Origin of the sequence: Psychromonas arctica (assembly GCF_038155225.1) — a bacterium.
GTDB classification, from domain to species: Bacteria; Pseudomonadota; Gammaproteobacteria; order Enterobacterales; family Psychromonadaceae; genus Psychromonas; species Psychromonas arctica_B.
In genome coordinates this window covers 1-25,911 of record NZ_JBAKBA010000045.1, presented here as the reverse complement: position 1 = coordinate 25,911, position 25,911 = coordinate 1, and the positions used below count along the sequence as shown (strand labels likewise).

General features: G+C 36.4%; 25 protein-coding genes. 15 read left to right on the top strand and 10 right to left on the bottom strand.

Annotation, left to right across the window (positions count from 1 at the left end; all coding sequences use genetic code 11):
- The first annotated feature begins 65 nt into the window (after positions 1-65).
- Both V6255_RS15440 and luxS read left to right on the top strand, forming a co-directional pair.
- A complete protein-coding gene (locus V6255_RS15440) occupies positions 66-680 on the top strand; it encodes a hypothetical protein (RefSeq protein WP_341628968.1) in 615 nt (204 codons plus the stop codon).
- A gap of 67 nt (positions 681-747) precedes the next feature.
- On the top strand, positions 748-1,257 hold the full coding sequence (luxS, locus tag V6255_RS15435; protein WP_341628967.1) for an S-ribosylhomocysteine lyase: 510 nt from the start codon (positions 748-750) through the stop codon (positions 1,255-1,257).
- A gap of 103 nt (positions 1,258-1,360) precedes the next feature.
- Here luxS and focA read toward each other — a convergent pair whose 3' ends face one another.
- Complete coding sequence (focA, locus tag V6255_RS15430; protein WP_341628966.1) at positions 1,361-2,245, bottom strand: formate transporter FocA; 885 nt, start codon at positions 2,243-2,245, stop codon at positions 1,361-1,363.
- 575 nt (positions 2,246-2,820) lie between these two features.
- The gene (locus V6255_RS15425; protein ID WP_341628965.1) at positions 2,821-4,095 is read right to left on the bottom strand and encodes an HlyC/CorC family transporter; all 1,275 of its coding nucleotides are present in this window, start codon (positions 4,093-4,095) and stop codon (positions 2,821-2,823) included.
- A gap of 406 nt (positions 4,096-4,501) precedes the next feature.
- Here V6255_RS15425 and V6255_RS15420 point away from each other — a divergent pair, with 406 nt between their 5' ends.
- Positions 4,502-5,215, top strand: coding sequence for an endonuclease (locus tag V6255_RS15420; protein WP_341628964.1), 714 nt, complete (start codon positions 4,502-4,504; stop codon positions 5,213-5,215).
- A 268-nt stretch (positions 5,216-5,483) separates the two neighbouring features.
- Here V6255_RS15420 and V6255_RS15415 read toward each other — a convergent pair whose 3' ends face one another.
- Positions 5,484-6,272 (bottom strand): cytochrome C assembly family protein, encoded by a 789-nt coding sequence (locus V6255_RS15415; protein ID WP_341628963.1) that lies wholly within the window; start codon positions 6,270-6,272, stop codon positions 5,484-5,486.
- A gap of 148 nt (positions 6,273-6,420) precedes the next feature.
- Here V6255_RS15415 and ffh point away from each other — a divergent pair, with 148 nt between their 5' ends.
- The 7 genes from ffh (at position 6,421) to hldE (ending at position 12,112) form a co-directional block, all read left to right on the top strand.
- Complete coding sequence (gene ffh, locus V6255_RS15410) at positions 6,421-7,845, top strand: signal recognition particle protein (protein WP_341628962.1); 1,425 nt, start codon at positions 6,421-6,423, stop codon at positions 7,843-7,845.
- Positions 7,846-8,056: 211 nt separating this feature from the next.
- Positions 8,057-8,305 carry a 30S ribosomal protein S16 gene (gene rpsP / locus V6255_RS15405; protein WP_025563544.1) on the top strand — a complete coding sequence of 83 codons (249 nt, stop codon included), beginning with the start codon at positions 8,057-8,059 and terminating at the stop codon, positions 8,303-8,305.
- Between the two features lie 25 nt (positions 8,306-8,330).
- A complete protein-coding gene (gene rimM / locus V6255_RS15400) occupies positions 8,331-8,858 on the top strand; it encodes a ribosome maturation factor RimM (protein ID WP_160063717.1) in 528 nt (175 codons plus the stop codon).
- Positions 8,859-8,877: 19 nt separating this feature from the next.
- Positions 8,878-9,624, top strand: a complete 747-nt coding sequence (trmD, locus tag V6255_RS15395) for a tRNA (guanosine(37)-N1)-methyltransferase TrmD (RefSeq protein WP_341628961.1) — start codon at positions 8,878-8,880, stop codon at positions 9,622-9,624.
- A gap of 41 nt (positions 9,625-9,665) precedes the next feature.
- A complete protein-coding gene (gene rplS, locus V6255_RS15390) occupies positions 9,666-10,016 on the top strand; it encodes a 50S ribosomal protein L19 (RefSeq protein ID WP_025563547.1) in 351 nt (116 codons plus the stop codon).
- A gap of 161 nt (positions 10,017-10,177) precedes the next feature.
- Entirely contained in the window at positions 10,178-10,546 is a 369-nt protein-coding gene (locus tag V6255_RS15385) for a YbaN family protein (protein ID WP_341628960.1), read from the top strand.
- Positions 10,547-10,681: 135 nt separating this feature from the next.
- Positions 10,682-12,112, top strand: a complete 1,431-nt coding sequence (hldE, locus tag V6255_RS15380; protein ID WP_341628959.1) for a bifunctional D-glycero-beta-D-manno-heptose-7-phosphate kinase/D-glycero-beta-D-manno-heptose 1-phosphate adenylyltransferase HldE — start codon at positions 10,682-10,684, stop codon at positions 12,110-12,112.
- 104 nt (positions 12,113-12,216) lie between these two features.
- Here hldE and V6255_RS15375 read toward each other — a convergent pair whose 3' ends face one another.
- Positions 12,217-13,536, bottom strand: a complete 1,320-nt coding sequence (locus tag V6255_RS15375) for a TolC family outer membrane protein (protein ID WP_341628958.1) — start codon at positions 13,534-13,536, stop codon at positions 12,217-12,219.
- A gap of 139 nt (positions 13,537-13,675) precedes the next feature.
- Between V6255_RS15375 and nudF the strand changes: the two genes are divergently transcribed.
- The 4 genes from nudF (at position 13,676) to parE (ending at position 17,891) form a co-directional block, all read left to right on the top strand.
- Complete coding sequence (gene nudF / locus V6255_RS15370; protein ID WP_341628957.1) at positions 13,676-14,272, top strand: ADP-ribose diphosphatase; 597 nt, start codon at positions 13,676-13,678, stop codon at positions 14,270-14,272.
- 185 nt (positions 14,273-14,457) lie between these two features.
- Entirely contained in the window at positions 14,458-15,294 is an 837-nt protein-coding gene (gene cpdA / locus V6255_RS15365) for a 3',5'-cyclic-AMP phosphodiesterase (protein WP_341628956.1), read from the top strand.
- A gap of 22 nt (positions 15,295-15,316) precedes the next feature.
- Positions 15,317-15,904, top strand: coding sequence for a YqiA/YcfP family alpha/beta fold hydrolase (locus V6255_RS15360; protein ID WP_341628955.1), 588 nt, complete (start codon positions 15,317-15,319; stop codon positions 15,902-15,904).
- Between the two features lie 97 nt (positions 15,905-16,001).
- The gene (gene parE / locus V6255_RS15355; protein WP_341628954.1) at positions 16,002-17,891 is read left to right on the top strand and encodes a DNA topoisomerase IV subunit B; all 1,890 of its coding nucleotides are present in this window, start codon (positions 16,002-16,004) and stop codon (positions 17,889-17,891) included.
- An 87-nt stretch (positions 17,892-17,978) separates the two neighbouring features.
- Here the strand turns inward: parE and V6255_RS15350 are convergent, their stop codons facing one another.
- From V6255_RS15350 to rsgA, 6 genes are all read right to left on the bottom strand, one after another.
- Positions 17,979-19,217 (bottom strand): TonB family protein, encoded by a 1,239-nt coding sequence (locus tag V6255_RS15350; RefSeq protein WP_341628953.1) that lies wholly within the window; start codon positions 19,215-19,217, stop codon positions 17,979-17,981.
- Between the two features lie 42 nt (positions 19,218-19,259).
- Positions 19,260-20,273: a MotA/TolQ/ExbB proton channel family protein gene (locus tag V6255_RS15345; RefSeq protein WP_341628952.1), complete on the bottom strand. Its 1,014-nt coding sequence runs from the start codon at positions 20,271-20,273 to the stop codon at positions 19,260-19,262.
- A 90-nt stretch (positions 20,274-20,363) separates the two neighbouring features.
- Positions 20,364-21,437 carry a potassium channel family protein gene (locus V6255_RS15340; RefSeq protein WP_341628951.1) on the bottom strand — a complete coding sequence of 358 codons (1,074 nt, stop codon included), beginning with the start codon at positions 21,435-21,437 and terminating at the stop codon, positions 20,364-20,366.
- A gap of 12 nt (positions 21,438-21,449) precedes the next feature.
- Entirely contained in the window at positions 21,450-22,985 is a 1,536-nt protein-coding gene (ilvA, locus tag V6255_RS15335) for a threonine ammonia-lyase, biosynthetic (RefSeq protein WP_341628950.1), read from the bottom strand.
- Positions 22,986-23,024: 39 nt separating this feature from the next.
- The gene (asd, locus tag V6255_RS15330) at positions 23,025-23,888 is read right to left on the bottom strand and encodes an archaetidylserine decarboxylase (protein WP_341628949.1); all 864 of its coding nucleotides are present in this window, start codon (positions 23,886-23,888) and stop codon (positions 23,025-23,027) included.
- Positions 23,889-23,998: 110 nt separating this feature from the next.
- Positions 23,999-25,039 (bottom strand): small ribosomal subunit biogenesis GTPase RsgA, encoded by a 1,041-nt coding sequence (gene rsgA / locus V6255_RS15325; RefSeq protein ID WP_160063669.1) that lies wholly within the window; start codon positions 25,037-25,039, stop codon positions 23,999-24,001.
- Between the two features lie 90 nt (positions 25,040-25,129).
- Here rsgA and orn point away from each other — a divergent pair, with 90 nt between their 5' ends.
- Positions 25,130-25,675 (top strand): oligoribonuclease, encoded by a 546-nt coding sequence (orn, locus tag V6255_RS15320; protein ID WP_425355936.1) that lies wholly within the window; start codon positions 25,130-25,132, stop codon positions 25,673-25,675.
- Positions 25,676-25,911: the final 236 nt, after the last annotated feature.

Sequence of the window (25,911 nt, the reverse complement as noted above, 5' to 3'; positions counted from 1 at the left end):
TTATCATTAAACGTTTTATTAACCCTTATTGCTCATTCCATTAGCCTAGAGGTTTAACATTTATAATGAATTTATTTAAGAAAATACTTGTTCTGTCTTTTCCTCTTTCTTTAATCGCTTGTGCAACACCTCCTCCAGAAAACCCTGAAAATATTTGTGATATATTTTTTGAAAATAGAGATTGGTATAGCGCGTCCAAGGAAATGAATCAACGTTGGGGTACACCAATCCATGTACCAATGGCGATGATGTATCAAGAAAGTAGTTTTATACATGATGCTGCGCCGCCAATGGAATACTTTTGGTTTATTCCTATTGGGCGAGTTAGTAGTGCTTATGGGTATGCGCAAGCACAAGATGCAACGTGGGATGATTATCAACGCGAAACGGGTAATAACTGGTCAGATCGAGATGATTTTGATGATGCAATTGATTTTATGGGATGGTTTACCAGTAAAACCAATAAGATAAATGGTATTTCCAAGTGGGATGCATATGGACAGTATTTAAATTATCATGAAGGTTGGACTGGCTATAAAAAGAAAAGTTACAATAAAAAGCCTTGGTTGTTAAAAGTTTCTCGCAAAGTGGATACGCGTGCTAGACAATACGCTACACAGTTAAAAGGCTGCGAAGAAAATTTAGATTCAAGCTGGTTATGGCGATTGTTTTATACATAACGAGCTTTATGTTATTGATGAGTATCAGTAACCAATAATTATTAATTAAGTAAAAAGGAAACCCCCGATGCCATTATTAGATAGCTTTACCGTTGACCATACTATTATGAAAGCGCCAGCAGTACGTATTGCTAAAACCATGCAAACACCAAGTAAAGATACTATTACTGTATTCGATTTGCGTTTTACTGCGCCTAATAAAGATATCCTATCGGAAAAAGGGATCCATACATTAGAGCATTTATATGCTGGTTTTATGCGTGATCATTTAAACGGTGAGCAAGTTGAAATCATCGACATTTCACCGATGGGTTGTCGTACTGGTTTTTACATGAGTTTAATTGGCGCACCAACAGAAGACCAAGTTGGTAAAGCTTGGTTAGCGGCAATGCAAGATGTTTTAAACGTTGAAAACCAAAATGAAATTCCAGAGCTAAACGAATTTCAATGTGGTACTTATGAAATGCATTCTCTAGTAGAAGCAAAAGAAATTGCTCAAGCAATTATCGATGCGGGTGTCGGCGTTAATAAAAATGACGATATCTCATTATCAGCTGAGCAACTACAACAGCTTTAGTTGTTAACGCTGTCTGCTTCTTAATAAAAGGCTTCTATCATGAAGCCTTTTTACTTTCTGTCTATATCTAAACCTCTAAACTCTAACCTCAACCATCATATTCTTACTGCTTTTTGCTGATAGGTGACTTTTCAATAAACCAATTTCCTAACCCGACGATCACAGCTCCTCCTACAATATTACCTAATGTGACTGGAATTAAATTATTAATCACAAAATGACTGATGGTTAAATCAGCAAAACTAGCTGCGTTATAGCCTAGTTCAAGCAATAACTCAGGTGAAAAACTATGTTGTAGTGCAATGCCTAAAGGCACCATAAATAGATTGGCAATACTATGTTCAAATCCACAACTGACAAACATGGTTACTGGCAGAATTAATAACATGGCTTTAGTTAATATGTCTTTTGTATAAAATGTCATCCAAACACCCAAGCACACAAGTAAGTTACATAAAATACCTAGTGAGAAAGCTTGTATCCAAGTGTGGTGAAGTTTGTGCTGTGCAATAAGCATCGCATTAACACCCCACTGACCGCCGTCTTGCAGGTGCATTTTTGCGCCTACAATTAACAATAGCATGATCATTGCTCCTACGAAGTTGCCTATATAAACTCGGATCCAACAGCTAATCAGTTGTTTATTGCTGATCTTCTTTTGTGCCCAAGCGACACTACTTAGCACGGTACTGGTAAATAGCTCTGCGCCACAAACCACTACTAAAATAAGCCCTAAGCTGAAGGCAAAACCGCCAGCAAATTTTGTCATGCCCCATGATGCACTTGAGCCAGTGGTTACCGTGATATAAAAAACAAAAGCAATTGAGATAAAAATACCAGCAAAAATAGATAAACCAAAGGATTGCAATAAACCTTTATTGGCTTTTTTATATCCGTATTCACTTGCGATGGAAACAGGGTTATCGAGACTTTCTGAGCTAACAGCTTCTTTATTCAAGTTGTTTAAGTTATTGATTGCATGGTTCATATAAATCACTAAGCCTCTAGAAAGGGAATTAATTAATGTGAGCTTATTATTACAATGTTTTGAAAAGTGTTCTTGATATGTATCAAAGGTGATCTAGTTCTATTTATAAACACTTTTTAAATAATACCAAAAGAATTAATAAGGTGATCATTCTTGCTGGTTAAAATCACCTCTAACTGCGTTGTGAGTTTTGAAGTGAGAACAACTATCTCCTACAACTCACGCCTTATTAGTGTTAATTTTTCCTGCGCAATCCCTGAACACTTATTTAATCCCATTGGTATAAACGCCTTAAAGGCAAGAAAGTAAAATAACTATTCGAGTTTAAAGGTGCTGATATTTAGAGATTTAGAGACAAAAAAGCAAACCATGAGGTTTGCTTTTAGTGTTATTGAACTGAATCATTTAAATAAGCGGATTTATACCAATCACAATAAATAGCTTATCTATTTTACTTGTTAAAACAGCCCACTCCTGGTTATAAATTTCGCAAAGGGAGTGGCCATTTTCGCCTTGAATTGAACTGTTTTTGCCAGCGCAAAGTTTAGATAACCTATTTAATGTAATCGGTATTATTAACTTTCCTCTGCATAGAGCTGAGGAATGATTTTTACCAACTTAACCATGTTGTTTTCAACTTCTATTATTTCCATCGGGTAGCCACAGATACGTGTGCTAACTGCAGATGTAGGGATTGTCTCAAGGTGTTCAAGAATCAAACCATTTAAAGTACGCGGACCATCAGTGGGTAAAGACCAACCCATTTCTTTATTTAAGTCTCGAATACCCAAGCTACCTTCAATGATGTAACTATCATCTTGTTGTTTATGAATCTCTTCAGAACTGTGAGGTTCACGTGTTGTAGTAAAGTCACCCACAATCTCTTCTAAGATGTCAGCTAACGTTACTAAGCCTTGAATATCACCGTATTCATCTACAACTAAACCCATACGTTCTTTGTTTTGTTGAAATTTGATCAGTTGTGTATTGAGTGGCGTACCTTCAGGGATGAAGTAAAGCTCACGTACACTCCTTAATAAGGTTGTCTTAGTAAACTCTTCTTTTAATAAGATCAGTAATGAATCTCGAGCATGTAAAAAACCTATTGAGTCATCAATAGTATCTCGATATAGCAAGGTCATGGTATGAGTACGATGTCTTAGTTGCTTTAAAATAGTCTCCCAATCTTGATTGATATCGATCGCTGCTATTTCATTACGCGGTACCATGATTTCATCCACAGTGACTTTTTCTAACTCTAAAATACTCAATAGCATTTGTTGGTGATGCTCTGGAATCATAGAGCCCGCTTCATGAACCACTGAACGTAACTCATCGCTTGAAAGTGCATTATCATTTTGGTTGTGTAGACTAATCCCAAAAATTCTTAGTAGCCCGTTAGAGATGCCATTAATAAACCAAACAAATGGGCTCAGTAATTTTTGTAATGGCGCTAATAATACAGAGCTAGGGAAGGCGATTTTTTCTGGGTAGATAACGGCTAATGTTTTAGGTGTCACTTCAGCAAAAATAAGAATAACAAAAGTTAATACACCGGTTGCGATCGCAATACCAGCATCACCAAATAAACGTTGGCCAATAATAGTGGCAATAGCGGACGCTAAAATATTAACTAAGTTATTACCAATCAAAATTAAGCCGATTAATTTATCTGGCTTACTTAATAGTTTTTCTACGCGTAGTGCTGCTTTATTTTTATCTGCCGCTAGGTGACGTAAACGATAGCGGTTCAAAGACATCATGCTTGTTTCTGAGCTAGAGAAGTAAGCTGAAATAATGATTAAAATAACTAAGCTTATAAATAGTGCACTAATGGGTATGTCGTTCAAAAGTTCTCTCGATAGTTGCTATAAAAAAATGAAATATAATTGACCTGATACTATCGAAGAAAAGCAGATATAACAAAGTAGATTTGCTAAATATTGTTATAAAAAACTCATTTTCGATAGAAATCGACTTACTGCACATAATAATAGAATTAAGTCGATGTATTCATTATATGTCGAAATAATCCGTTCATTAATATAAAAGTACGAATAACTGTCATCAATCTTTACCAATATTTGAAACTTATTAGCGATGTGTTATTTTTATGGTAATTTATCTTACTTTAATAACAGCTAACACAATGATTTTATTTCATATAATGGCTTGTATCTTACCTGCGTAAAATTAGATAATACTCCCTTTTGTCTAGTGGATTAAATTATCAAATCATTAATTGTTTTATCATTATTGCCTTTCTCATTATTCGTGAATGCAGAAAATACTCAAATACAATCTTTCTCAAGTGCTAAAAAGAAACTAGAAAAAGAAATTTATTTAACCTCTCAAGAGCGACATACTTTATATTGCCAAGCTGAGTTCGATAGTAAGAAAAATATTACGCCGCCCAATGGCTTTGAAAGTATCAAATATCAAAAAAGAGCAAGGCGCGTAGAGTGGGAACATGTCGTGCCTGCAGAAAATTTTGGGCGTAATTTTAGTGAATGGCGTAGTGGTGCTGAAGTCTGTGTAAATAGTAAAGGAAAGGCTTATAAAGGCCGCAGATGTGCAGAAAAAGCAAATTCTGAGTTTAGATATATGCAAGCAGATATGTACAACCTTTATCCTGCCATTGGTTCTGTTAATGCCAGTCGTAGTAATTATAACTTTGCTATGTTGGGCTCTATAAATAATAGCTTTGGCAGTTGTGCCGTTAAAATAGAGAACCGTAAAGTAGAGCCACCAACGGCTAGTCGCGGTGTTATTGCTCGTACTTATTTGTACATGGATAGTTTGTACGCCAATTACAAAATGAGTAGCCAACAACGTCAATTAATGAATGCTTGGGATAAAACTTATCCTGTTGACCAATGGGAGTGTGAGAGAGCCAAACGTATTCAAAAGGTACAAGGTAATCATAATGAAGTGGTAGAAAACAGCTGTTTAAAAGCAGGTTATAATTAATTTTATTAGTAAGCCCTTTAGCGGTTGTACTTTTTAATGGTTTGGTTGATAGGACTTATCGTATTTATAACTGGTATATAAGAAGAGTTATATTGAAGGTATTTAGATAAGATTAAATCGCTGAAATTAATTCAGCGGTTTAATCATTTAGAGGCTTTAAATTAGGTTACTTTATACCATTTTTTTATAACATAACTATATAAAAGTCATATAAAACAATCATATAGCATAGCTCTATAGAATAGAGCTACTTTATTAATAAGGACTCTTATAAAATTATTTCACGTACAACGCGACTACCAAAATAAGCGAGAGTGAGTAACGATGAGCCTGCAATCGTTATATAAATAACTAAACGTCCACGCCACCCTTTTTTATAACGACCCCATAATAATGTCGCATAGATAACCCAAGCGACCATGGTCAGTATCGCTTTATGTCCGCTCTCTGAACCAAACATATTTTGTAAAAATATAAAACCAGTGATTAATGTGCCACTTAATAAGATAAAGCCAATCAAAATAAGTTGAAATAGACTTTTTTCAAGGGTCATTAATGGTGGCAAATTTAAACTGGTCACAGGAGATTTGTGATTTTTTAATCGATAGTCTACATAAGCTAATTGTAAGGCAAATAAACTAGCGATAGTGGTGATTGCATAGGCTAATATCGCTAAAATGATATGAGAACCAATGCCCGGATGATTTTCTAAATGGGTGATGTAATGGCTAGGTAAATACATGACCGCAACAAAATTAATAATGTTAAAACCATAAACTATCGGCAACAGTAAGCCTGTATTTAATTTTTTACTCATGAGTAATGAGAGGGCTGCAATGACAAAACTAGCTAATGACACCACATTAAGAATCGGTAAATTTTGTCCGTTGATGAGTAAAATATTCTGATATAACCAAAGTGCATGGCTTAATAAAGCAATACACGAAAGAATAATGATATATAAATTGGACTTTATTTGAGTGGAGAATAACTGTCGGCCAGCAAGTAAGCCGCTTAATAAATAAAATACAACACTGATAATTGCTAGTTGATCCATATATTGATACCTATTTTCATAAAATGAGTCTTTTAAGAGCACACATTATAAGCTTTATTGGACGGATGAGAAGTTAATACTATTTTGAAAAAGCATAAATGCGTATAATGTATAAAATCCTAATAATTTATAGCTATGAGACTTAAACATGTTTGAGAATTTAACGGACAGATTATCGAAGTCACTGAAAAGTATCAGTGGTAAAGGTCGATTAACAGAAGATAACATTAAAGGCACGTTACGCGAAGTGCGTATGGCATTATTAGAAGCGGATGTGGCATTACCTGTTGTTCGTGACTTTATTCAAGCAATTAAAAAACGCGCCATTGGACAAGAAGTTGCCAAAAGCTTAAACCCTGGCCAAGCCTTTATTAAAGTTGTACAAAACGAACTTGAACTGGCGATGGGGGAAGTTAATGAAAACTTAAACCTAGCAACACAACCGCCAGCCGTATTATTAATGGCGGGTTTACAAGGGGCGGGTAAAACCACTTCTGTTGCTAAACTGTCTTTATTATTAAAAAACAAAGAAAAGAAATCGGTATTAGTAGTAAGTGCCGATATCTATCGTCCTGCTGCGATCAAGCAATTGGAAACATTAGCTGCTGAAGTTGATGTTGAGTTCTTTCCAAGTGATATTAGCCAAAAGCCAATTGATATTGCGAATGCAGCGATTACACATGCGAAAAAGAAATTCATTGATGTGGTGATTGTCGATACGGCAGGTCGTTTGCATGTCGATGGCGAGATGATGGATGAAATTAAAGATCTTCATCAAGCAATTAACCCGATAGAAACATTATTTGTTGTTGATGCGATGACCGGTCAAGATGCTGCAAATACTGCACAAGCATTTAACGAAGCATTGCCATTAACCGGTGTTATCTTAACTAAAGCCGATGGTGATGCGCGTGGTGGTGCTGCACTTTCAATTCGCCATATCACAGGTAAACCTATTAAGTTTATCGGTATGGGTGAAAAAATTGATGCATTAGAACCTTTCTACCCAGATCGTATCGCTTCTCGTATTTTAGGTATGGGTGATGTTCTTTCATTAATTGAAGAACTTGAAACTAAAGTTGATAAAGATAAAGCCGCTAAATTAGCGAAAAAAGTTCAAAAAGGTAAAGGTTTTGATTTAGAAGATTTCCGTGACCAGCTAGTGCAAATGAAAAGCATGGGCGGCATGATGGGGATGATGGATAAGTTACCAGGTATGTCTAACATTCCAGATGCCATGAAAGACCAAGTAAATGATAAAGCGACCAATCAAATGGAAGCTATCATTAACTCAATGAGTAAAAAAGAACGTGCTAAACCTGAAATCATTAAAGGTGGACGTAAGCGTCGTATAGCTGCTGGTTCTGGAACGCAAATTCAAGATGTTAATAAATTACTGAAACAGTTTACGCAAATGCAAAAAATGATGAAGAAAATGTCAGGCAAAGGCGGTGGCATGCGTAAAATGATGAGTGGTATGCAAGGTATGATGCCCGGTATGGGCGGTGGTATGCCTGGCGCAGGTGGCGGTGCTGGATTGCCACCAGGCTTAGGTGGGTTTCGTAAAAAATAATCATTAGTAAATTCAATTACTAAAGTGATCTAAAAGCCCCGTTGAATCAAATTCAATGGGGCTTTTTGTTTTTTCAGACTTTGAATGATTTGTAAACTGTGATTTTGATTGTTCTTTTCTCAAATAAGAGTATAATTTTGCGGCTTTCTACAGAAGCAGGTGGTCAGAATTCACTGACTTTCGACGTTTAACAATATATATAGAGGACGATATGGTAACTATTCGTTTAGCTCGTGGTGGCGCTAAAAAACGCCCATTCTACCAAGTGGTAGTAACTGATAGCCGTAGCCCACGTGACGGTCGTTTCCTTGAAAAAGTTGGTTTCTTTAACCCAACTGCACAAGGTCAAGCAGAAAAATTACGTTTAGATACAGATCGCATCAACCATTGGGTTGGTCTTGGCGCACAGCTAAGTGATCGTGTAGCTAAATTAGTAAAAGACAACGCCGTAGCTGCTTAATTGCAGTTAGGTGAAGGAGATATAGGTGAGCGATAAAGCACAACCAATAGAGATAGGCAAATTTGGTGCGGTATATGGCATCAAAGGCTGGTTAAAAGTCCACTCCTACACCGATGATCCAGAAAGCATTTTTCAATACAAACCATTGTTAATGAAATCAAATGGGGCATTTCAAGAAGTGACTATCACTGAATGGAAACGCCACAATAAAGGTTTTGTTGCAAAAGTAGCTGGTTATGATGTTCGCGAAGAAGTGCAAGCCCTAGTTGGCCTTGACCTTCTTGTTGATCCATCTGGCCTTCCTGAATTGGAAACAGACTACTATTGGCGCGATTTAGTCGGGTGTCAGGTTAATACTGACAAAGGTTATCATCTTGGTGTTGTCACTGATTTGATGGAAACAGGCTCTAAAGATGTGCTTGTTGTAAAAGCCAACTCGAATGATGCTTTTGGTCAAAAAGAACGATTAATTCCGTTCATCGAAGAGCAAGTAGTATTGAATGTTGATATTACAGGCCAACTAATTACAGTTAATTGGGAACCTGATTTCTAATTACCCTAGGAGAAAAGTTATGTGGTTAGGGGTTATTAGCCTCTTCCCGGACATGTTTCGGGCCATTAGCGAGAATGGGGTAACAGGTCGAGCGATTAAAAATAACTTGCTCTCTATCGAATGTTGGAATCCACGTGATTTCACATTAGATAAACATAGAACGGTCGATGATCGTCCCTATGGTGGTGGGCCTGGGATGCTGATGATGGTGCAACCTTTACGGGATGCAATCAACGCAGCAAAACAGAACGCAAGAGAAGCAGGGCACGAGGCAAAGGTGATTTACCTTTCTCCTCAAGGTCGACGTTTAGACCATCAAGGTGCTCAGTCCTTATCAAGCTCTCAAGCTTTGATATTAGTGGCAGGGCGCTATGAAGGTATAGATGAACGCATTATCGAAAGCTTAATAGACGAAGAATGGTCTGTTGGTGATTATGTGTTAAGTGGTGGTGAGCTGCCGGCAATGATTTTAATGGATGCTGTGGTACGTTTTGTACCGGGTGTTTTGGGTCATAGTCAATCAGCTGAGCAAGATTCCTTTGCGGATGGTTTGCTTGATTGCCCTCACTATACAAGACCTGAGGTGTTAGATGGAAAGCAAGTGCCAAGTGTTTTATTAAGTGGTGATCACGAGAAAATTCGTCAATGGCGATTAACTCAATCATTACAACGCACGAAACAAAGAAGACCCGATTTATTAAAAGATCTAGCTCTGACTGACGAGCAAGCAAAATTGCTTGCTGCTCTGGAAAGTGACTCCAACTAAACAGCGATGTTATTAGTTAACTAGAATTAAAAGGTATTAAAATGAGTAATATTTTACAAGCAATTGAAAACGAACAACTACGCACAGACATCCCTAAGTTCTCTCAAGGTGATACTGTTGTTGTACGTGTTCGCGTAAAAGAAGGTGAAAAAGAGCGTCTTCAAGCATTTGAAGGTGTTGTTATTGCTAAGCGTAACCGTGGTTTACATTCAGCATTCACAGTTCGTAAAATCTCGAGCGGTGAAGGTGTTGAGCGTGTATTCCAAACTCACAGCCCACTTGTAGGAAGCGTTGAAGTTAAACGTCGCGGTCTGGTTCGCCAAGCTAAACTTTACTACTTACGTGAACTTACTGGTAAAGCTGCTCGTATTAAAGAGAAGCTAGGTAAGTAATTTCATTCTTTCAGCTTAATTAATATTGGCTGAAAAATGTAAGTTGCAAAATTGCTATAATAAAAAGGTCTGCTTAATGCAGACCTTTTTTTTGAAATTTTTTTACCATCAACTAAAATAACTCAAATAGATAAAACAACTAAAAAATTAAGGCAAAATTTATGCGACAAAATTTAATAAAATATCTATTATTTGTTATTGCCTGTTTTGCTACTTTGTTAGGACTATTAGGTGTTATTTTACCTTTGTTACCTGCAACTCCTTTTTTTATACTCGCGTTATTTGGCTTTTCTAAAAGCTCTCCAAGATTTCAACAATGGTTATTAAATTTACCAGGTATTGGTGATGATTTAAAACATTGGCAAGCTCATAAAAAAATAAATAAACAACGTAAACCAGCTATTTATTTGAGTATCGTGGTTAGCTTTCTCATTTCTATTTTATTGATTGGACAAACTACACTACAGTTGATGTTAGTTGTGCTGATGTTGATATTGCTTTTTTGTATGAAAAAGCTACCTGAGTCTTAATCCTTATCTCTATTATTTAATTACCTCTCTTTTTTACTGATTTATTACGTAAAATTTAAAATACTCGGTTTTGAAAATGTGATTTTATAATGTCTGTGATAATCTTAGTCGATATACCGATTAGAGAATAATAAAATGAAAATTACCTTACCTGAATATGAACAAGCCAATGTATTAGTGGTCGGCGATGTCATGTTAGATAGATATTGGCATGGTCCTGTTACCCGTATCTCTCCTGAAGCGCCTGTACCTGTCGTAAATGTAAAGCAAATAGAAGAACGACCAGGTGGAGCTGCCAATGTTGCGTTAAATATTGCTGCGTTAGGTGCGAGTTCAACCGTTGTTGGGTTAGTTGGTGAAGATGAAGCCGCACAAGCTATTCAAGACAGTTTACGTTCAGTGCATATAAAAACAGATTTTATTACAGTACCTAATGTACCTACTATTACTAAATTACGCGTGTTAAGCCGCCATCAGCAATTGATTCGCCTTGATTTTGAAGAATCATTTGCAGAAGTTGATAGTACTAAAATAATGAATAACATGGATAAAGCTCTGACGGGTGAAAGCCCGGTAGTTGTCTTTTCTGATTACAATAAAGGTTCATTATCAGATATACAGAATATGATCCTATTGGCAAAAAGTCGTGGCGCTAAAGTGTTAGTCGACCCTAAAGGTTCTGACTTTGAAAAATATCGGGGCGCAACATTATTAACACCTAATTTATCTGAATTTGAAGAAGTCGTTGGACATTGTAAAACCGATCAAGAATTATTTGATCGCGCAACTCAATTAGTTATCGATTTACAACTTGAAGCCTTGTTAGTAACCCGTAGTGAACATGGGATGACATTGATTCGTGAAAATACCGCTCCATTCCATTTACCGACTCAAGCACAAGAAGTTTTTGATGTAACAGGTGCGGGTGATACGGTTATGGCGGTCTTAGCTGCCTCTATCGCTGCAGGAAGCAGTTTTGAAGATGCTTGTGCATTAGCCAATGCAGGTGCGGGGGTCGTTGTAGGTAAAATAGGTACCTCAACGGTTAATACGATTGAGTTAGCTAATGCAGTTTATAGCCAACAAGAAATTGGTTTTGGTGTGTTAACTGAAGAACAATTAAAGCTTGCTGTAAAGCTTGCACAGCACCGTGGTGAAAAAGTGGTAATGACTAATGGCTGTTTTGATATTTTACATGCTGGCCATGTATCGTATTTAAATAGTGCGAGAGAACAGGGAGACCGATTAATTGTTGCTGTTAACAGTGACCAGTCGGTTCGCGATCTAAAAGGTGAAGGTCGTCCGGTTAATCCTGTTGATCGACGAATGCTTGTGTTGGCTGGGTTAGGTGCTGTTGATTGGGTGGTTGAATTTACTGAAGATACCCCACAACGACTGATTGCTGGTGTGTTACCGGATCTGCTAGTCAAAGGTGGTGATTACAAACCAGAAGAGATTGCTGGCGGTGAAGAGGTTATTGCTAATGGTGGAGAGGTGAGAGTTCTACAATTTAAAGATGGCTGTTCTACTTCTGAAATTATCAAAACGATCCGTAATGAGCTGTAGTTTCAACTTTATTTTTTGATTGCTTTTATAAAGACATTAAAATGTTAATAAAAAGGGAAGCATCTGCTTCCCTTTTTATTTCAATAATATTAAATAGTTGTTTATTATTTTTTGGCTTCAACCAATCCTGCTGAAATATCAAAAATATCTTGCTCAGAAAGTGTACCTGCAGATAATTTCAATTGAATCATATTGATGATGTAATCATAACGAGCATTAGCTAATAAATTTTCAGATTCGTATAAGTTTCTTGTTGCATCTAATACATCAACAATTGTACGAGTACCGACTTCAAAGCTCGCTTCTGCAGCATCTAATGCACTTTTCGATGAAATAACAGTTTGTTCATAAGCTCGTATAGAGCTAACAGATGCTTGAACGTTGTTATAGCCACTATTGATTTCAGCCTCAGTACTACGGAAGCTTGATACTAAATCTTGGCTTGCCATTACATAGCTGTATTGTGCTTGTTTAACTCTTGAAGTAATTGCACCACCGGTATAAATAGGAACATCTAAACTAAGTCCAAAAATAGCAGAAGTACTAGAAGTACCACTAACTGAGCTTCTAGCAGAATTTTCATAATCATAGTCGTCATAGTTGACATCTATAGTGAAATCAAGAGTAGGGTTGTGCTCTGTTTCTGCTAATTCAATATTCATTTTTGCTACATCTTTAGCAATACGTTTTGCATGTAAATCTAAGTTATGCTCTAACGCTTTATTACGCCAGTTTGTTACATCGTCTTCAAGGCGTTGCGGCTGGAAAGTATCAGTGTTTAGATAAGCAACTTGTTTTACATCTTCCCCAGTTAACTCTCGCAATAGATAGTAATTATTAGCTAATGTATTTTCTGCCATAATCAAATCTGCAACGGTTCTATCATATTCCGCCTGTGCTTCATGAACATCTGTAATTGCAATTAGGCCAACATCAAAGCGCTGCTTAGTTTGTTCTAATTGACGTTCAACAGAGCGTTTATTTGCAGCTACTGATTTTACTGACTCATTTGCTCTTAAAACATCAAAATAGGCTACAGCTGCTCGGTATAATAATGTTTGTGCTGCATAACCGTATATAGTTGCGTATTCAGTTGCCTGTTTTTCAGAAATGTCTGCGTTTTTCCAATATGAACTATTATAGATCGACTGCGTTAAATCGATACTTGCACCATAGTTCGTATAATTATTAATATCATCGGTTGATTCAAGTTTGCTGGCATCTAAACCGAACCCTATTTGTGGTAATAAAGAAGCTTTAGCTTCATTGATTTGTTCAGAAAATACATCATATTCAGCTTTGCTTTTTAGAATAACAGGATCTTTGTATTTAGCTGTTTCATAGACTTGTTTTAATGTGTCAGCATTAACGGCAATACTGGATAAACCTAATAATGTAGCGATATATAAGCGTTTTAGAGTCATGGTTATAGAATCCTATAATGTATATTTTATTCTAATGTATAGTAAGGCTAGTTAATATAAGGTTAAGCATATTATAAAAACATCATATAAACTATTTATTGTTACTTCCTGAAGCAAATAGAAAATAAAGAGAGTATTTATGTACGATAAAAACGATGTTCAGGTTTTAAATTCTGAAACACTTTACCAAGGTTTTTTTAAATGCAATAAATTTACACTTAAGCATAAATTATTTTCTGGAGAATGGAGCAAACCCATTCAACGTGAATTTTTTGAAAGAGGTAAAGCGGCTGCATTATTGGCTTACGATAAAGAAAAAGATTCGGTGATATTAGTTGAACAGTTTCGCTTTGGAGCAATGGAAAGTAAACAGTCACCTTGGTTATTGGAACTAATCGCTGGAATGATCGACAAAGGAGAGGATGCTGAAGAAGTGGCAAAGCGAGAGGCTTTTGAAGAAGCTGGTTTAGTAATCGAAGAGTGTCAATTTATGTTGAGTTATTTTGTGAGTCCAGGAGGGACAACTGAAACATTGGATTTGTTTATTGCTAATGTTGATAGTACCAACGTAGGTGGGGTTTTTGGACTCGATGAAGAAGGCGAAGATATTCGTGTTCATGTTGTTCCTCGAGAACAAGCTTATCAATGGGTAAAGTCAGGAAAAATTGATAATGCTGCGACGATAATTGGTTTGCAATGGTTAGAGTTAAATTATAAACAAGGCTTAAATATCTAAGTAAATACATAAGCTTTCATACAAATTTAATATTTCATTTAATGAAAATGAGGCATTACCGACATTTTTAGTTATTTTATTAATTTCATTTTTTTGACGATGGTAAAATAAATAGCTTGAATTTTAATGAAAGCTACCATTAAGAGTAGTGCTTTTAACTATATAAAGAGCGAAATATATAATAAATGAATGGTGTAAATCAGAGTGTCGCAATCCTAGCCGCAGATCCCATAGGTGATATTAAGTTATTACAAATCACTGATACCCATCTTTTTGCTAATCGAGAAAAAGGTCTATTAGGCATTAAAACTGTAGAAAGTTATGATGCTGTGATTAAACACGCCATTAAATACGCAGGTAAATGTACTGCGGTTTTATGTACTGGTGATTTATCTCAAGACCATTCTGCTCAATCTTATGTGGATTTTAGTGACCGTATTAAAACCTTGAAAATGCCTTGCTATTGGTTGCCTGGTAACCATGATATGCAAGAAGTTATGTTACCTGCTTTGCTTTCAGAAGGTTTAGCACAGGCAAAGCAGCTTGTTAGTGAACACTGGCAAATTATATTATTAGACTCTCAAGTATCTGGTGTCCCTTATGGTCATTTAAGTGAATCTCAACTCACTTTCCTCGAAGAAAAGCTAAGACAATACCCTGATAAACATACGCTCATTGCCGTGCATCATCATATTTTACCCGTTGGCGCAGCTTGGTTAGATCAGCACATATTGAAAAATAATGAACAGTTTATCGCTTTAATCAGTCAATTTAATAATGTAAATGCAGTGTTATCTGGGCATGTGCATCAAGAATTTGATGTTGAAAAAAATGGGGTTCGTTATTTAACGAGTCCATCAACTTGTGTGCAATTTAAACCAAAAAGTAATGATTTTGCTGTTGATGATAATGCGCCGGGATATCGCTATTTAGTATTAACAAAATCAGGTAAAATAACCACTCAAGTTGAGCGTATCGATATTGGTGAATTTAAGACTGATATCAATGCGACAGGTTATTAATATATAAAGCTACAGAGGAAAAATGACAGAGCCCAATATAACTAAGGTGTTGCTTTCGTTACACGGTTTTCATAGTTCTCCTGCATCATTAAAAGCGCAACAAATGCGTGACTACTTATTATTGAACCATCCTGACATTCATTTTATATGCCCACAACTTCCGGTTTTACCTAAAGATATGTGGACAACCATCGAATCAATTTTTAAGCAGTATGAAAATTGTGAAATAGCAGTAATGGGGAGCTCTTTAGGCGGATTTTTAGCCACTAAAGTAGCACAGCAGTACGCAGTTAAAGCCTTATTAATTAATCCTGCTGTCACGCCTGATTTATTGTTAACACGATATCAAGGATCGCAATTACATCCTTACCTGCAACAACGTTATGATATTAATGAAAGTTATATAGAACAGCTTAATGTATTAAATGTTGAATACATTAATGATACTCAAAATATATGGGTGCTCTTACAGCAGGAAGATGAAGTGTTAGATTATCGAGAGGCACTTAAAAAGTACAATCAATGTAAAGTGACTTGTGAACAAGGAGGCGATCATAGTTTTATTGGCTTTGACCGTTATCTTCCAGAAATAATTCACTTTCTTTACTAAATACATACAATTAATGAATATGTTCTGTGGTAACTTACGCGCAGAATTAACAACCACTAGATTTACAACTCTAAATAGAATAACCATAGGTGCATGCATGAGCGAACAATATAATTCAGATTCCATTGAAGTATTAAACGGACTAGATCCCGTTCGCCATCGACCTGGCATGTACACCGAAACTAATCGCCCTAATCATTTAGCACAAGAGGTTATCGATAACTCTGTAGATGAAGCGTTAGGCGGACATGCGACTTCAATTCAAGTTATTTTACATGAAGATCAATCATTAGAAGTCATTGATGATGGACGTGGTATGCCGATTGATATGCATCCTGAAGAGAAAATATCAGGCGTAGAATTAATCTTTTGTAAATTGCATGCCGGCGGTAAATTCTCAGGCAAAAATTATGAAATATCGGGTGGTTTACATGGGGTAGGTATTTCAGTTGTGAATGCTTTATCGACTCGTGTTGATGTACAAATACGTCGTGATGCAAAAATTTACCATATTGCGTTTGAAGACGGTAATAAAGCAGAAGAGCTTAGTGAAGTGGGTGTCTGTGGTAAACGCAATACTGGTACGAGTGTTCACTTTAGACCTGACCCTAAATACTTCGATAGCTTTAAATTCTCTGTTTCTCGTTTGCTGCATTTATTGAAAGCAAAAGCAGTCTTGTGCCCAGGGTTAAGCATCAAATTTAAAGACCGCGTTAATAAAAATAATTATGAATGGTGTTACCAAGATGGCCTTAATGATTATTTATTAGAAGCGGTTTCTGAAAATGAGTTATTACCTTCAACTCCTTTTGTTGGTAAGTTTTCAGCAAACAGTGAAATGGCTGATTGGGCGGTTGTATGGTTACCTGAAGGAGGCGATTCAATTACGGAAAGTTATGTAAACTTAATCCCTACCGCACAAGGTGGTACTCACGTAAATGGTTTCCGTCAGGGGCTATTGGATGCAATGCGAGAGTTCTGTGATATACGCAATATTTTACCTCGTGGCATTAAATTAAGCCCGGAAGATATCTGGGATAAATGCAGTTATGTATTATCGGTTAAAATTAAAGAACCACAGTTTGCCGGGCAAACTAAAGAACGATTATCCTCTCGCCAATGTTCTGTTTTTGTTTCTGGTGTGGTTAAAGATGCTTTTAGTTTATGGTTAAACGCCAATGTTACTGAAGCTGAAGCATTAGCTGAGTTCTGTATTAACAATGCGCAAGTACGTAATCGTAAAAGCAAAAAAGTAGCGCGTAAAAAAATAACACAAGGCCCTGCATTACCGGGTAAATTAACAGATTGTTCAACACAAGATCCTGAACGCGGTGAATTGTTTCTTGTGGAAGGTGACTCTGCTGGTGGTAGTGCTAAGCAAGCAAGGGACCGCGAGTTCCAAGCCATCATGCCGTTACGTGGTAAAATTAAAAATACGTGGGAAGATGAATCAGATGTCATTCTAAGCTCTGAAGAAATTCATAATATCTCAGTGGCTATTGGTATCGATCCGGCATCAACGGATTTATCTGGTTTACGTTATGGAAAAATTTGTATCTTAGCCGATGCCGATTCAGACGGGTTACATATTGCTACGTTAATTTGTGCGCTGTTTGTGCGCCATTTTAGAGCCGTTGTTGACGCGGGGAACTTCTATGTTGCGATGCCGCCTTTATATCGTATTGATATTGGTAAAGAAGTTTATTATGCCTTAGATGAAGTAGAAAAAGATGGCGTATTAAATCGCATTCAAGCAGAGAAAAAGCGTGGTAAAGTCAACGTGCAACGATTCAAAGGACTAGGTGAAATGAATCCATTGCAATTACGTGAAACAACGATGGATCCTAATACGCGTCGGTTAGTGCAGTTAACGATTGATGATGCTGATAAAATGCTTGAAATGATGGATATGTTATTAGCGAAAAAACGTGCGGGAGACCGTAAAGTTTGGTTAGAAGCAAGCGGTGATATGGCGGCTATTGATTAAATTTAATATAGTTTAATAACGCTATAACTTAATAAAATAATAACTATCTAAGCCAATCATCTGATTGGCTTTTTTTGATCTTGTTTTTTATTCGAAACTATAAAAAAATGATTGTTTGCTCGGTACTCTATCCTGACCTTCTAATGATGGCATAAATAATTCACGAGCAATAAAGTTTAATACGGCTTTATCTAACATCTCATGGCCGCTAGATTGAATGATTTCAGCTTCTTTAGTTGTACCACTTGGTAGGACTGTCATATTCACCACGACTTGGCCTTTTTGTTGTTGTAAGGCTGCTTGTTTTGGATAAGAAGGTGCCTTACCTGATACGGCCATTGCTTGTGGTAATAAATTACCTTGTTTTGCCATTGATGTGTTCGTAGTATCTGACTTTGGTTTGAAAATTCGTTTCCCCGTTGTTGCAGAATTATACTGGACTACCGTAGACGTTTTATTGTTGAAGTCTCTTGTGTCCAATGCTGTCATTTGTCGATTGGTTTTATTTATCTTTGTTTTAGCCCTTATTTCACTATTCTTCATGATAGTCATTGGTTGCGTTGATTTCGCAGTAGCATTTTTGATACTAGTTTTTTTAACTTTGTTTTTCTTACTTGGTTTTGATATTACAATTTTTGGTAAATTTACTAGGTTTCGCTCAAATGTATATTCTTTTAGTAGGGCAACTTCGCTGGATGTATGTGTCTTAACATTCACTTGATAGCTTTTTACAGGTAAGACTTTTTCAATTTTAACTCTTTCATTTTCTTCAGGTAATGAGAACGATGACTCAGATTGTTTTATTTGAGCTATTTCTTGTGGTTTTGTTGATGCGACTATTTTAGTTTGAGCTATTTCTTGCTGTGTTATTGACGGATCCATTTTTTCATCTTGAGCTATTTTTTGCTGTGTTATTGACGGATCCATTTTTTCAGTTTGAGTTGTTTTTTGCTGTGTTGTTGATGATGCTATTATTTCAGCTTGAATCATTTTCTGCGGCGTTGATGATGCTATTATTTCAACTTGATTGGTTTTTTGTTTCGATATCGATAGCTTAACTGGCTCTGTGCGAGTTGTTTGTTGCAGGGGGAGTGATGTGGAGGCTGATGTTGATTGAATAGCATTGAGTTGCGGTAGTGACATTGCTATTAATTTTTCTGATGTTAATTTTGAAGATACTACGATGTCGTCAGCTGTTTTTATAGACGTGTAAGTTTGAGTAATAGGAAAATTTTCTGAAGATGTATTACTATTAAAATAAAAAAACAAGTAGTGTAATAATAGGCTTATAACAATAAATGGAAAATAATGATAAGAAGTTTTCATAATGTATTTTTACTCTACGTATTACTATTTAGTTTGAAAAATTTAACTATTTAAGTTCACCTTAGGCGTTGACTCAATTTTGGTAGATATTGGGGTATTTTCAACAATGGTTGACTTATATTCAGTACTTTCAGCTATTAGTACTTCATTATTTAGTACTTCATTATTGTACATTTCAGCAATGGATGAAGTGGGTACCCGTTTGATATCTTCTGTTTGCTCATGAAGGGAAACATTCACTTCCCCCGTTTCTTCTGAAAATTCATAATGGTAAGGCATGTGTGTTTGTTCTGATACGGATTTACTATGATAGTCTTTTCTTTCTTCATCGAGATAATCGTTATCATTTTTTACTATCGTGTTCACGTTTTCAGATAAGTTATTTCTGATTAAATTCTTTTGCAGACAAATGTGATCAAACTGGCTACGTACATTTTCTAAATGTAGTGTTATTTTATCAATTTGTGTACGAAAGAATTGTTGAGGTATTAAAATGAATAACAAAATAATGAGACTAGCCGCAACAGGAATTAGAGACTCTGTGATTGTTTTAAGAAGAACAGCGATATTCTGACTTTCTTGTGGTTCAATATTACTGAAAGCGTTGATGAGGTTTATTAGCGTGCCTAAAATGCCCAGAATTGGCGTCACTATTAATGCTTTATGTAAGAAAGGTTGACCTCTAGAAACTAAATCTATTTGTTTTTTTGTATCTAAAAGCATTTTTTCTTTAGGGGGGAAAGGCAGTATCGAAATGCCTTCACTAATCATTTTTAATGCGGGGGTTTCTAATTTTTTACAAACTAATAAGGCTTCTGTTTTTTGTTTATTATATAAAGCAGCAAAGCACTCTTGTAATAAAAAACGTTCTTTCTGACTATAATACATAATCCAGAAATATAAACGCTCTAAAGCGACAACAGTGATTAAAAAAGAGATTAAAAGTAATGGCCACATCACTACACCACCTTCTTGGAACCAAGTTGGCATAGTATGAGTGATAGGATCTAATAACGATAAAAAATTAGATTGAGGCATACTTGTGTTAATACTCATTGTTCGTTGCTTCCTAGCATAAAATGAATAAGTTTAATGGATGGAGAGGAAACATACCTTTATCCTCGTACTAATCAAGTTCAATGTTTATTAAACGATACCCTTCCAATCAATATCATTTTCATCAAGACGTTCATTTGCAATATAATGCAAATGATAGTGGCTATCGATGGTTTCTTCATTAGATGGATTTAAGTGCATATCTTGACCATTTTTATACTTACTAAAGCCTAATAAAATCATGTCATAGCGATGCTTAAAAGTATCAAATAACTGCCCGAAACTGATCTCTTTTTCTAGTTTCGGCACTAAACAACTATACAATGTTGCGCCATTTAATGTGGAAAGCAGCTTTTCTGTCACTTGGCTTGAGCCAGGATCTTGCATGCTTCTTACCATCATTTGTGCACTGTTATCGATGCTACATTCTATATTAGGGCAATGCATTTTTAATAACTTAGCTTTAGTCTCATCAAAAAAGTGGGCTGTAATATTGGCACTTTTATCTGTAAACGTAGCAATACTCAATGCAATAGATAATGTTTCATCATCTGATTTTCCATCGATAATAATACGTTTAGCTTGTTGTAAAGCAATTCGCTCAAGTTCTTTTACATCTGAAAAAGTACTTAATTTAGCAAATGAAACTTCGTCTATCTCCGGTAGCGGGTTTTTTATATCTTCAGTGACACACAGTAAGATTTGACGATCTTGGCGTTTTTTATCGCCTAAAATTAATTGCACTATTTGCTTAGTAGAATATTCATCCCAACATAATAAAAGAATGTGGTCAGTTAAGTCAGAAAAGTCATTACTACCGTTCATATTTTTTCTCGCTATATCAATAAATAGTTGAGTTGTTTTACCAATGAATGCGGCAAATACGATCAAACCAGATGGAATTTGCCAAAGTGCGACAATTAACTTCCCGAAGTCTGTTACTGGGCTAAAATCACCAAATCCAACAGTCGAAACAACCACCATGTTGTAATAAATAAATTGAATTGGGTAAGCTATTAATTCAATTTCACCCGCTAAGAGAAGTAATAAATAAGTGATCGCAGCTTGTAATAACATCAAGGTAAGCATTGCTGGCCAACTTACGTTTCGCATTAACTTATGTACAATTTTTGCTAATTTCAATGAAGATATTAAGGGCATCATATAATATGCTTACTAATTATTTCTATGTGATAAAAAGTATCGATATGCAGGATTCAACGTTTCGTCTTTATAGTTATAACCTAATGCATTTAAGTGTTCACTAAACTCTGCAACTTGTGAATCATCGACTTCAAATCCCGCTAAAACTTGCCCATATGCAGCACCGTGATTTCGGTAATGGAATAAAGTAATGTTGGCATGCATACCCAATAGATTTAAAAACTTAAGTAATGCGTTAGGGTGCTCTGGAAATTCGAAGCTATACAAACGTTCGGTTAACTGCTGTGCAGGAACACCGCCCACCATATAACGTACATGTAGCTTAGCGGTTTCATCTTGACTTAAATCGGTAACAGAATAGCCTGCAACAGTAAGCTTATCAGTTAAACTTGTTAGTTCATTAATACCTTGTGGTGTTCTCACTCCAACAAAAATATTGGCTTGTTTACTATCGCTATAACGGTAATTGAATTCAGTAATAGCTCTGCCATCAAGTTTATTACAAAATGCTAAGAATGCACCTTGTTGTTCTGGAATAGTCACGGCTAAAATACTTTCATTTTGTTCACCTAATTCACATCGTTCAGAAACATAACGTAAACTATGAAAGTTAACATTGGCACCACTTAAAATCGCAGCTAAACGTTGACCTTTTAATTGATGTTGTTGAGTATATTTCTTTAAGCCCGCTAGTGATAATGCGCCTGCAGGCTCTGCAATAGCACGTGTATCATCAAAAATATCTTTTACTGCAGCACAGATTTCATCACTACTCACAGTGACAACATCGTCAATATATTGCTGGCATAAACGGAATGTTTCTTGGCCAATTGTTTTTACCGCCACACCATCTGCAAATAAACCTACTTTTGGTAATGTAACTGGTTTACCTGCGGCTAATGCTGCTTTTAAACAAGCCGCATCTTCAGGCTCTACTGCAATCACTTGAATGTGTGGCAATAGTTGTTTGATATAAACAGCGATACCTGCTGCTAAGCCACCACCGCCAACAGGTACAAATATTTTGTCTAGGTGAGCATCTTGTTGTAAAAGCTCTTTTCCTACTGTTCCTTGCCCTGCAATAATATCTGGATCATCAAAAGGATGGATCAAGGTGTAACCGTGTTCTTTTGCTAGGGCTAAAGAATAAGCGTTTGCTGCGTCAAAAGAATCGCCTGTTAAGACAACCGTTGCGCCAAAACCACGTACAGAACTAACTTTAATTTCTGGTGTCGTTTTAGGCATAACAATGGTTGCTTTTACACCCATTTTTTGTGCTGATAATGCTAAACCTTGCGCATGGTTGCCTGCTGATGCGGCAATCACACCATTTTTTTTCTGCTGTTCACTCAGACTTGATAGCTTATTGTAAGCGCCGCGTAATTTAAATGAATGCACTGGCTGTAAATCTTCGCGTTTTAATAATATGTGATTATCTAGGCGCGCAGATAGCTTATTTAAAGGTTGTAGTTTAGTCTCGATAGCCGCTTCATAAATTGGTGCTAATAAGATTTTCTTTAAATATTGTTCACTCGATATGTTTGACATTACAACCCTTGTTATTATTGGTTTTTCTACTTAATTTCTTTATTCAGCGGTTTGTTTTACTGTTGCAAATAACTCACCTAAACGCGTTACACTTGAAGGTGCTAGATCTTCACTAAACTCAATACTATCTTTAGGGAATAAAGCAACAATAGTACTGCCTAGTTTAAAGCGGCCCATTTCAGCCCCTTTTTCTAGGATGATGTCTTGGTCTTGGTAATCCCAGTATTGAAGCTCTTTATTTTTCTGAGCTTTTAATGTGCCTTCCCATACAGTTTCAATACTACCCACAATCGTAGCACCCACTAAAACCATCGCCATTGGCCCGATTGCCGTAGAGAAAATAGCAACAGCACGTTCATTACGTGCAAATAAGTTAGGGACATTTTGTGCCGTTAGTGGATTAACTGAGAATAAGTCACCTGGTATAAAGATCATCTGCTCTAATTTACCTGTGATTGGCATATGAATACGGTGATAATCTTTAGGCGCTAAATAAACTGTTGAAAAGATACCATCATCAAAAGGTGCTGCCACATCATCACGTCCACCTAATAATTCTCGTAGACTAAAATCATGTCCTTTTGCTTGAAAAATACGACCTGATTTAATGTCACCTTGTTGACTAACACAGCCATCTACTGGTGTGGCTAGATTTTGATCGCCTTCAATAATTGTACGGACATCTTCTTTTAATTCACGGGTGAAGAAATCATTAAAAGTGGCAAAGTCAGAAGGTTCTGAATATTTTGCTTCGCTCATATCTATTTTGAATTTTTTAATAAACTGAGTAATTAAAAAAGTCGTAAATTTGCCCATTTTAGCATTAGCTAATTTACCCGCGATGAAAGTCACCGAGTGTTTAGGTAAAATATATTGGCCAATAATTTTTAGTTTATCGCTCATTTTAAAACTCTCTATGTTTAGTGTTGTGAGTATTATTATTCTTTTATCACATAATTAATTTTATATCGCTAACGACTAATATCATTAAATACAGTCATTAAACTTAATGTTTAATAAACATTAGGATCACGGTGACGTGCATTTTTGGCATCATCCATAGTTTCTAAAATACGCAAGAAACTCTTGAATCGCGCGTTGTCTATATGCCCATTTTCTACAGCTTCGACTAGCGCACATCCAGGATCTGCTTGATGTTTACAATCACGAAAACGACAGTTACCTAAGTACTCTCTAAATTCTATAAATCCACTGGCAATACGTTCAGCTTCTAAATGCCATAGTGAAAACTCCCGGATCCCTGGGCTGTCGATTAAATCACCTCCATCGCTGAAATGATATAAGCGCGCCGTTGTCGTTGTATGTTTACCAAGACCGGATCCTTCGGATATCTCACCAGTCACGGCTTCTACTTCTGGTAATAACATATTTAATAATGATGTTTTACCCACGCCAGATTGACCAACAAAGATATTGATTTTGTCTTTCATTACTGACTTTAAAGCATCTAACCCTGTACCGTGCATTGAACTGTAAAGTACGTGATAGCCAATATCACGGTAACTTTGTAATTCTTTATCAATAATTTTTGCTGATTCATCATCTAGTAAATCGACCTTATTTAAAACGATAATAGGCGTGATGCCGATATCTTCGCAAGCCACCAAGTAGCGGTCAATAATATTACGGGAGAATTCAGGGGCGATAGAGCTAACAATAATGATGTGGTCGATATTAGCGGCAATTGGCTTAATACCATCATAATAGTCTGGACGTGTTAATACCGTTTTACGCGGATGCACCGCTTCGATAACGCCGCTAATGCCTTGATGTGATTCTTTACCTGCTCGCCATACCACTCGATCACCAGTCACGAGGGAGCGGATCGAACGACGTAGAGTACAGCGTTCTACTTTACCTTCTTGATCTTCAATATCAGCGTGCTGGCCAAATCGACTGACGACTAAACCTTCCAGTTGTGGACCCAGTTCAGACTCATCCCATTGTTTATCGTTTTTAGGTGTTAAGCGTTTATTGTGATTGCTTTGAACACGACGAATTTGGTTTTTACTGAGCTTTTTCTTCTTAGTCACAGGCTTCCTTTGCTACACTGGCGATTTGAATGGCGTATCATACTATATTTTCCACATAATTAAGCTATTCATCAATAGAAAAGGGCGGTTATCAATATGAACAAAAATAATTTGGTATGGATTGATTTAGAAATGACGGGATTAAACCCCGATAGCGATAAAATTATTGAAATTGCAACGATTGTGACAGACAGCGATTTAAATATTTTAGCTGAAGGTCCACAGTTTGTTATCCATCAAAGCGATGCAGCACTAGATGCAATGGATGAGTGGTGTACAGAACATCACGGCAATTCAGGTTTAACGGCTCGAGTGAAAGCAAGTCAAATTAGTTGCGCACAAGCAGAACAAGAGACATTAGCCTTTTTACAAAAGTGGGTTCCTGCTGATGCCGCGCCGTTATGTGGTAATAGCATCGGGCAAGATCGTCGTTTTATGGTTAAACATATGCCAACGTTAGAAGCTTTTTTCCATTACCGAAATATTGATGTGAGTACAGTAAAAGAATTAGGTCGTCGTTGGGCGCCGGAAATGGTTGAAGCTCATAAAAAAACAGGAACGCATTTAGCGTTACAAGATATTAAAGAGTCGATTTCTGAATTGCAGCATTACCAAAAGCATTTTTTCAGCTATTAGGTTGGTTTTTGAGCAAGCTTTTTAGGATTTGTTTAAAAACTCTACATACAAGCTTTGTTGAGACTAAAATAGCTAAAAAAAGCTTGCAATCATTAACGCCATCTCTATAATTCGCACCTCGTAACGAACAGGTATTACCAAGTACCTTTTTTCTTTATAAGAAAGTTTGTTACAGGAAAATGTGATGCGGTACTAGCTCAGTTGGTAGAGCACGACCTTGCCAAGGTCGGGGTCAC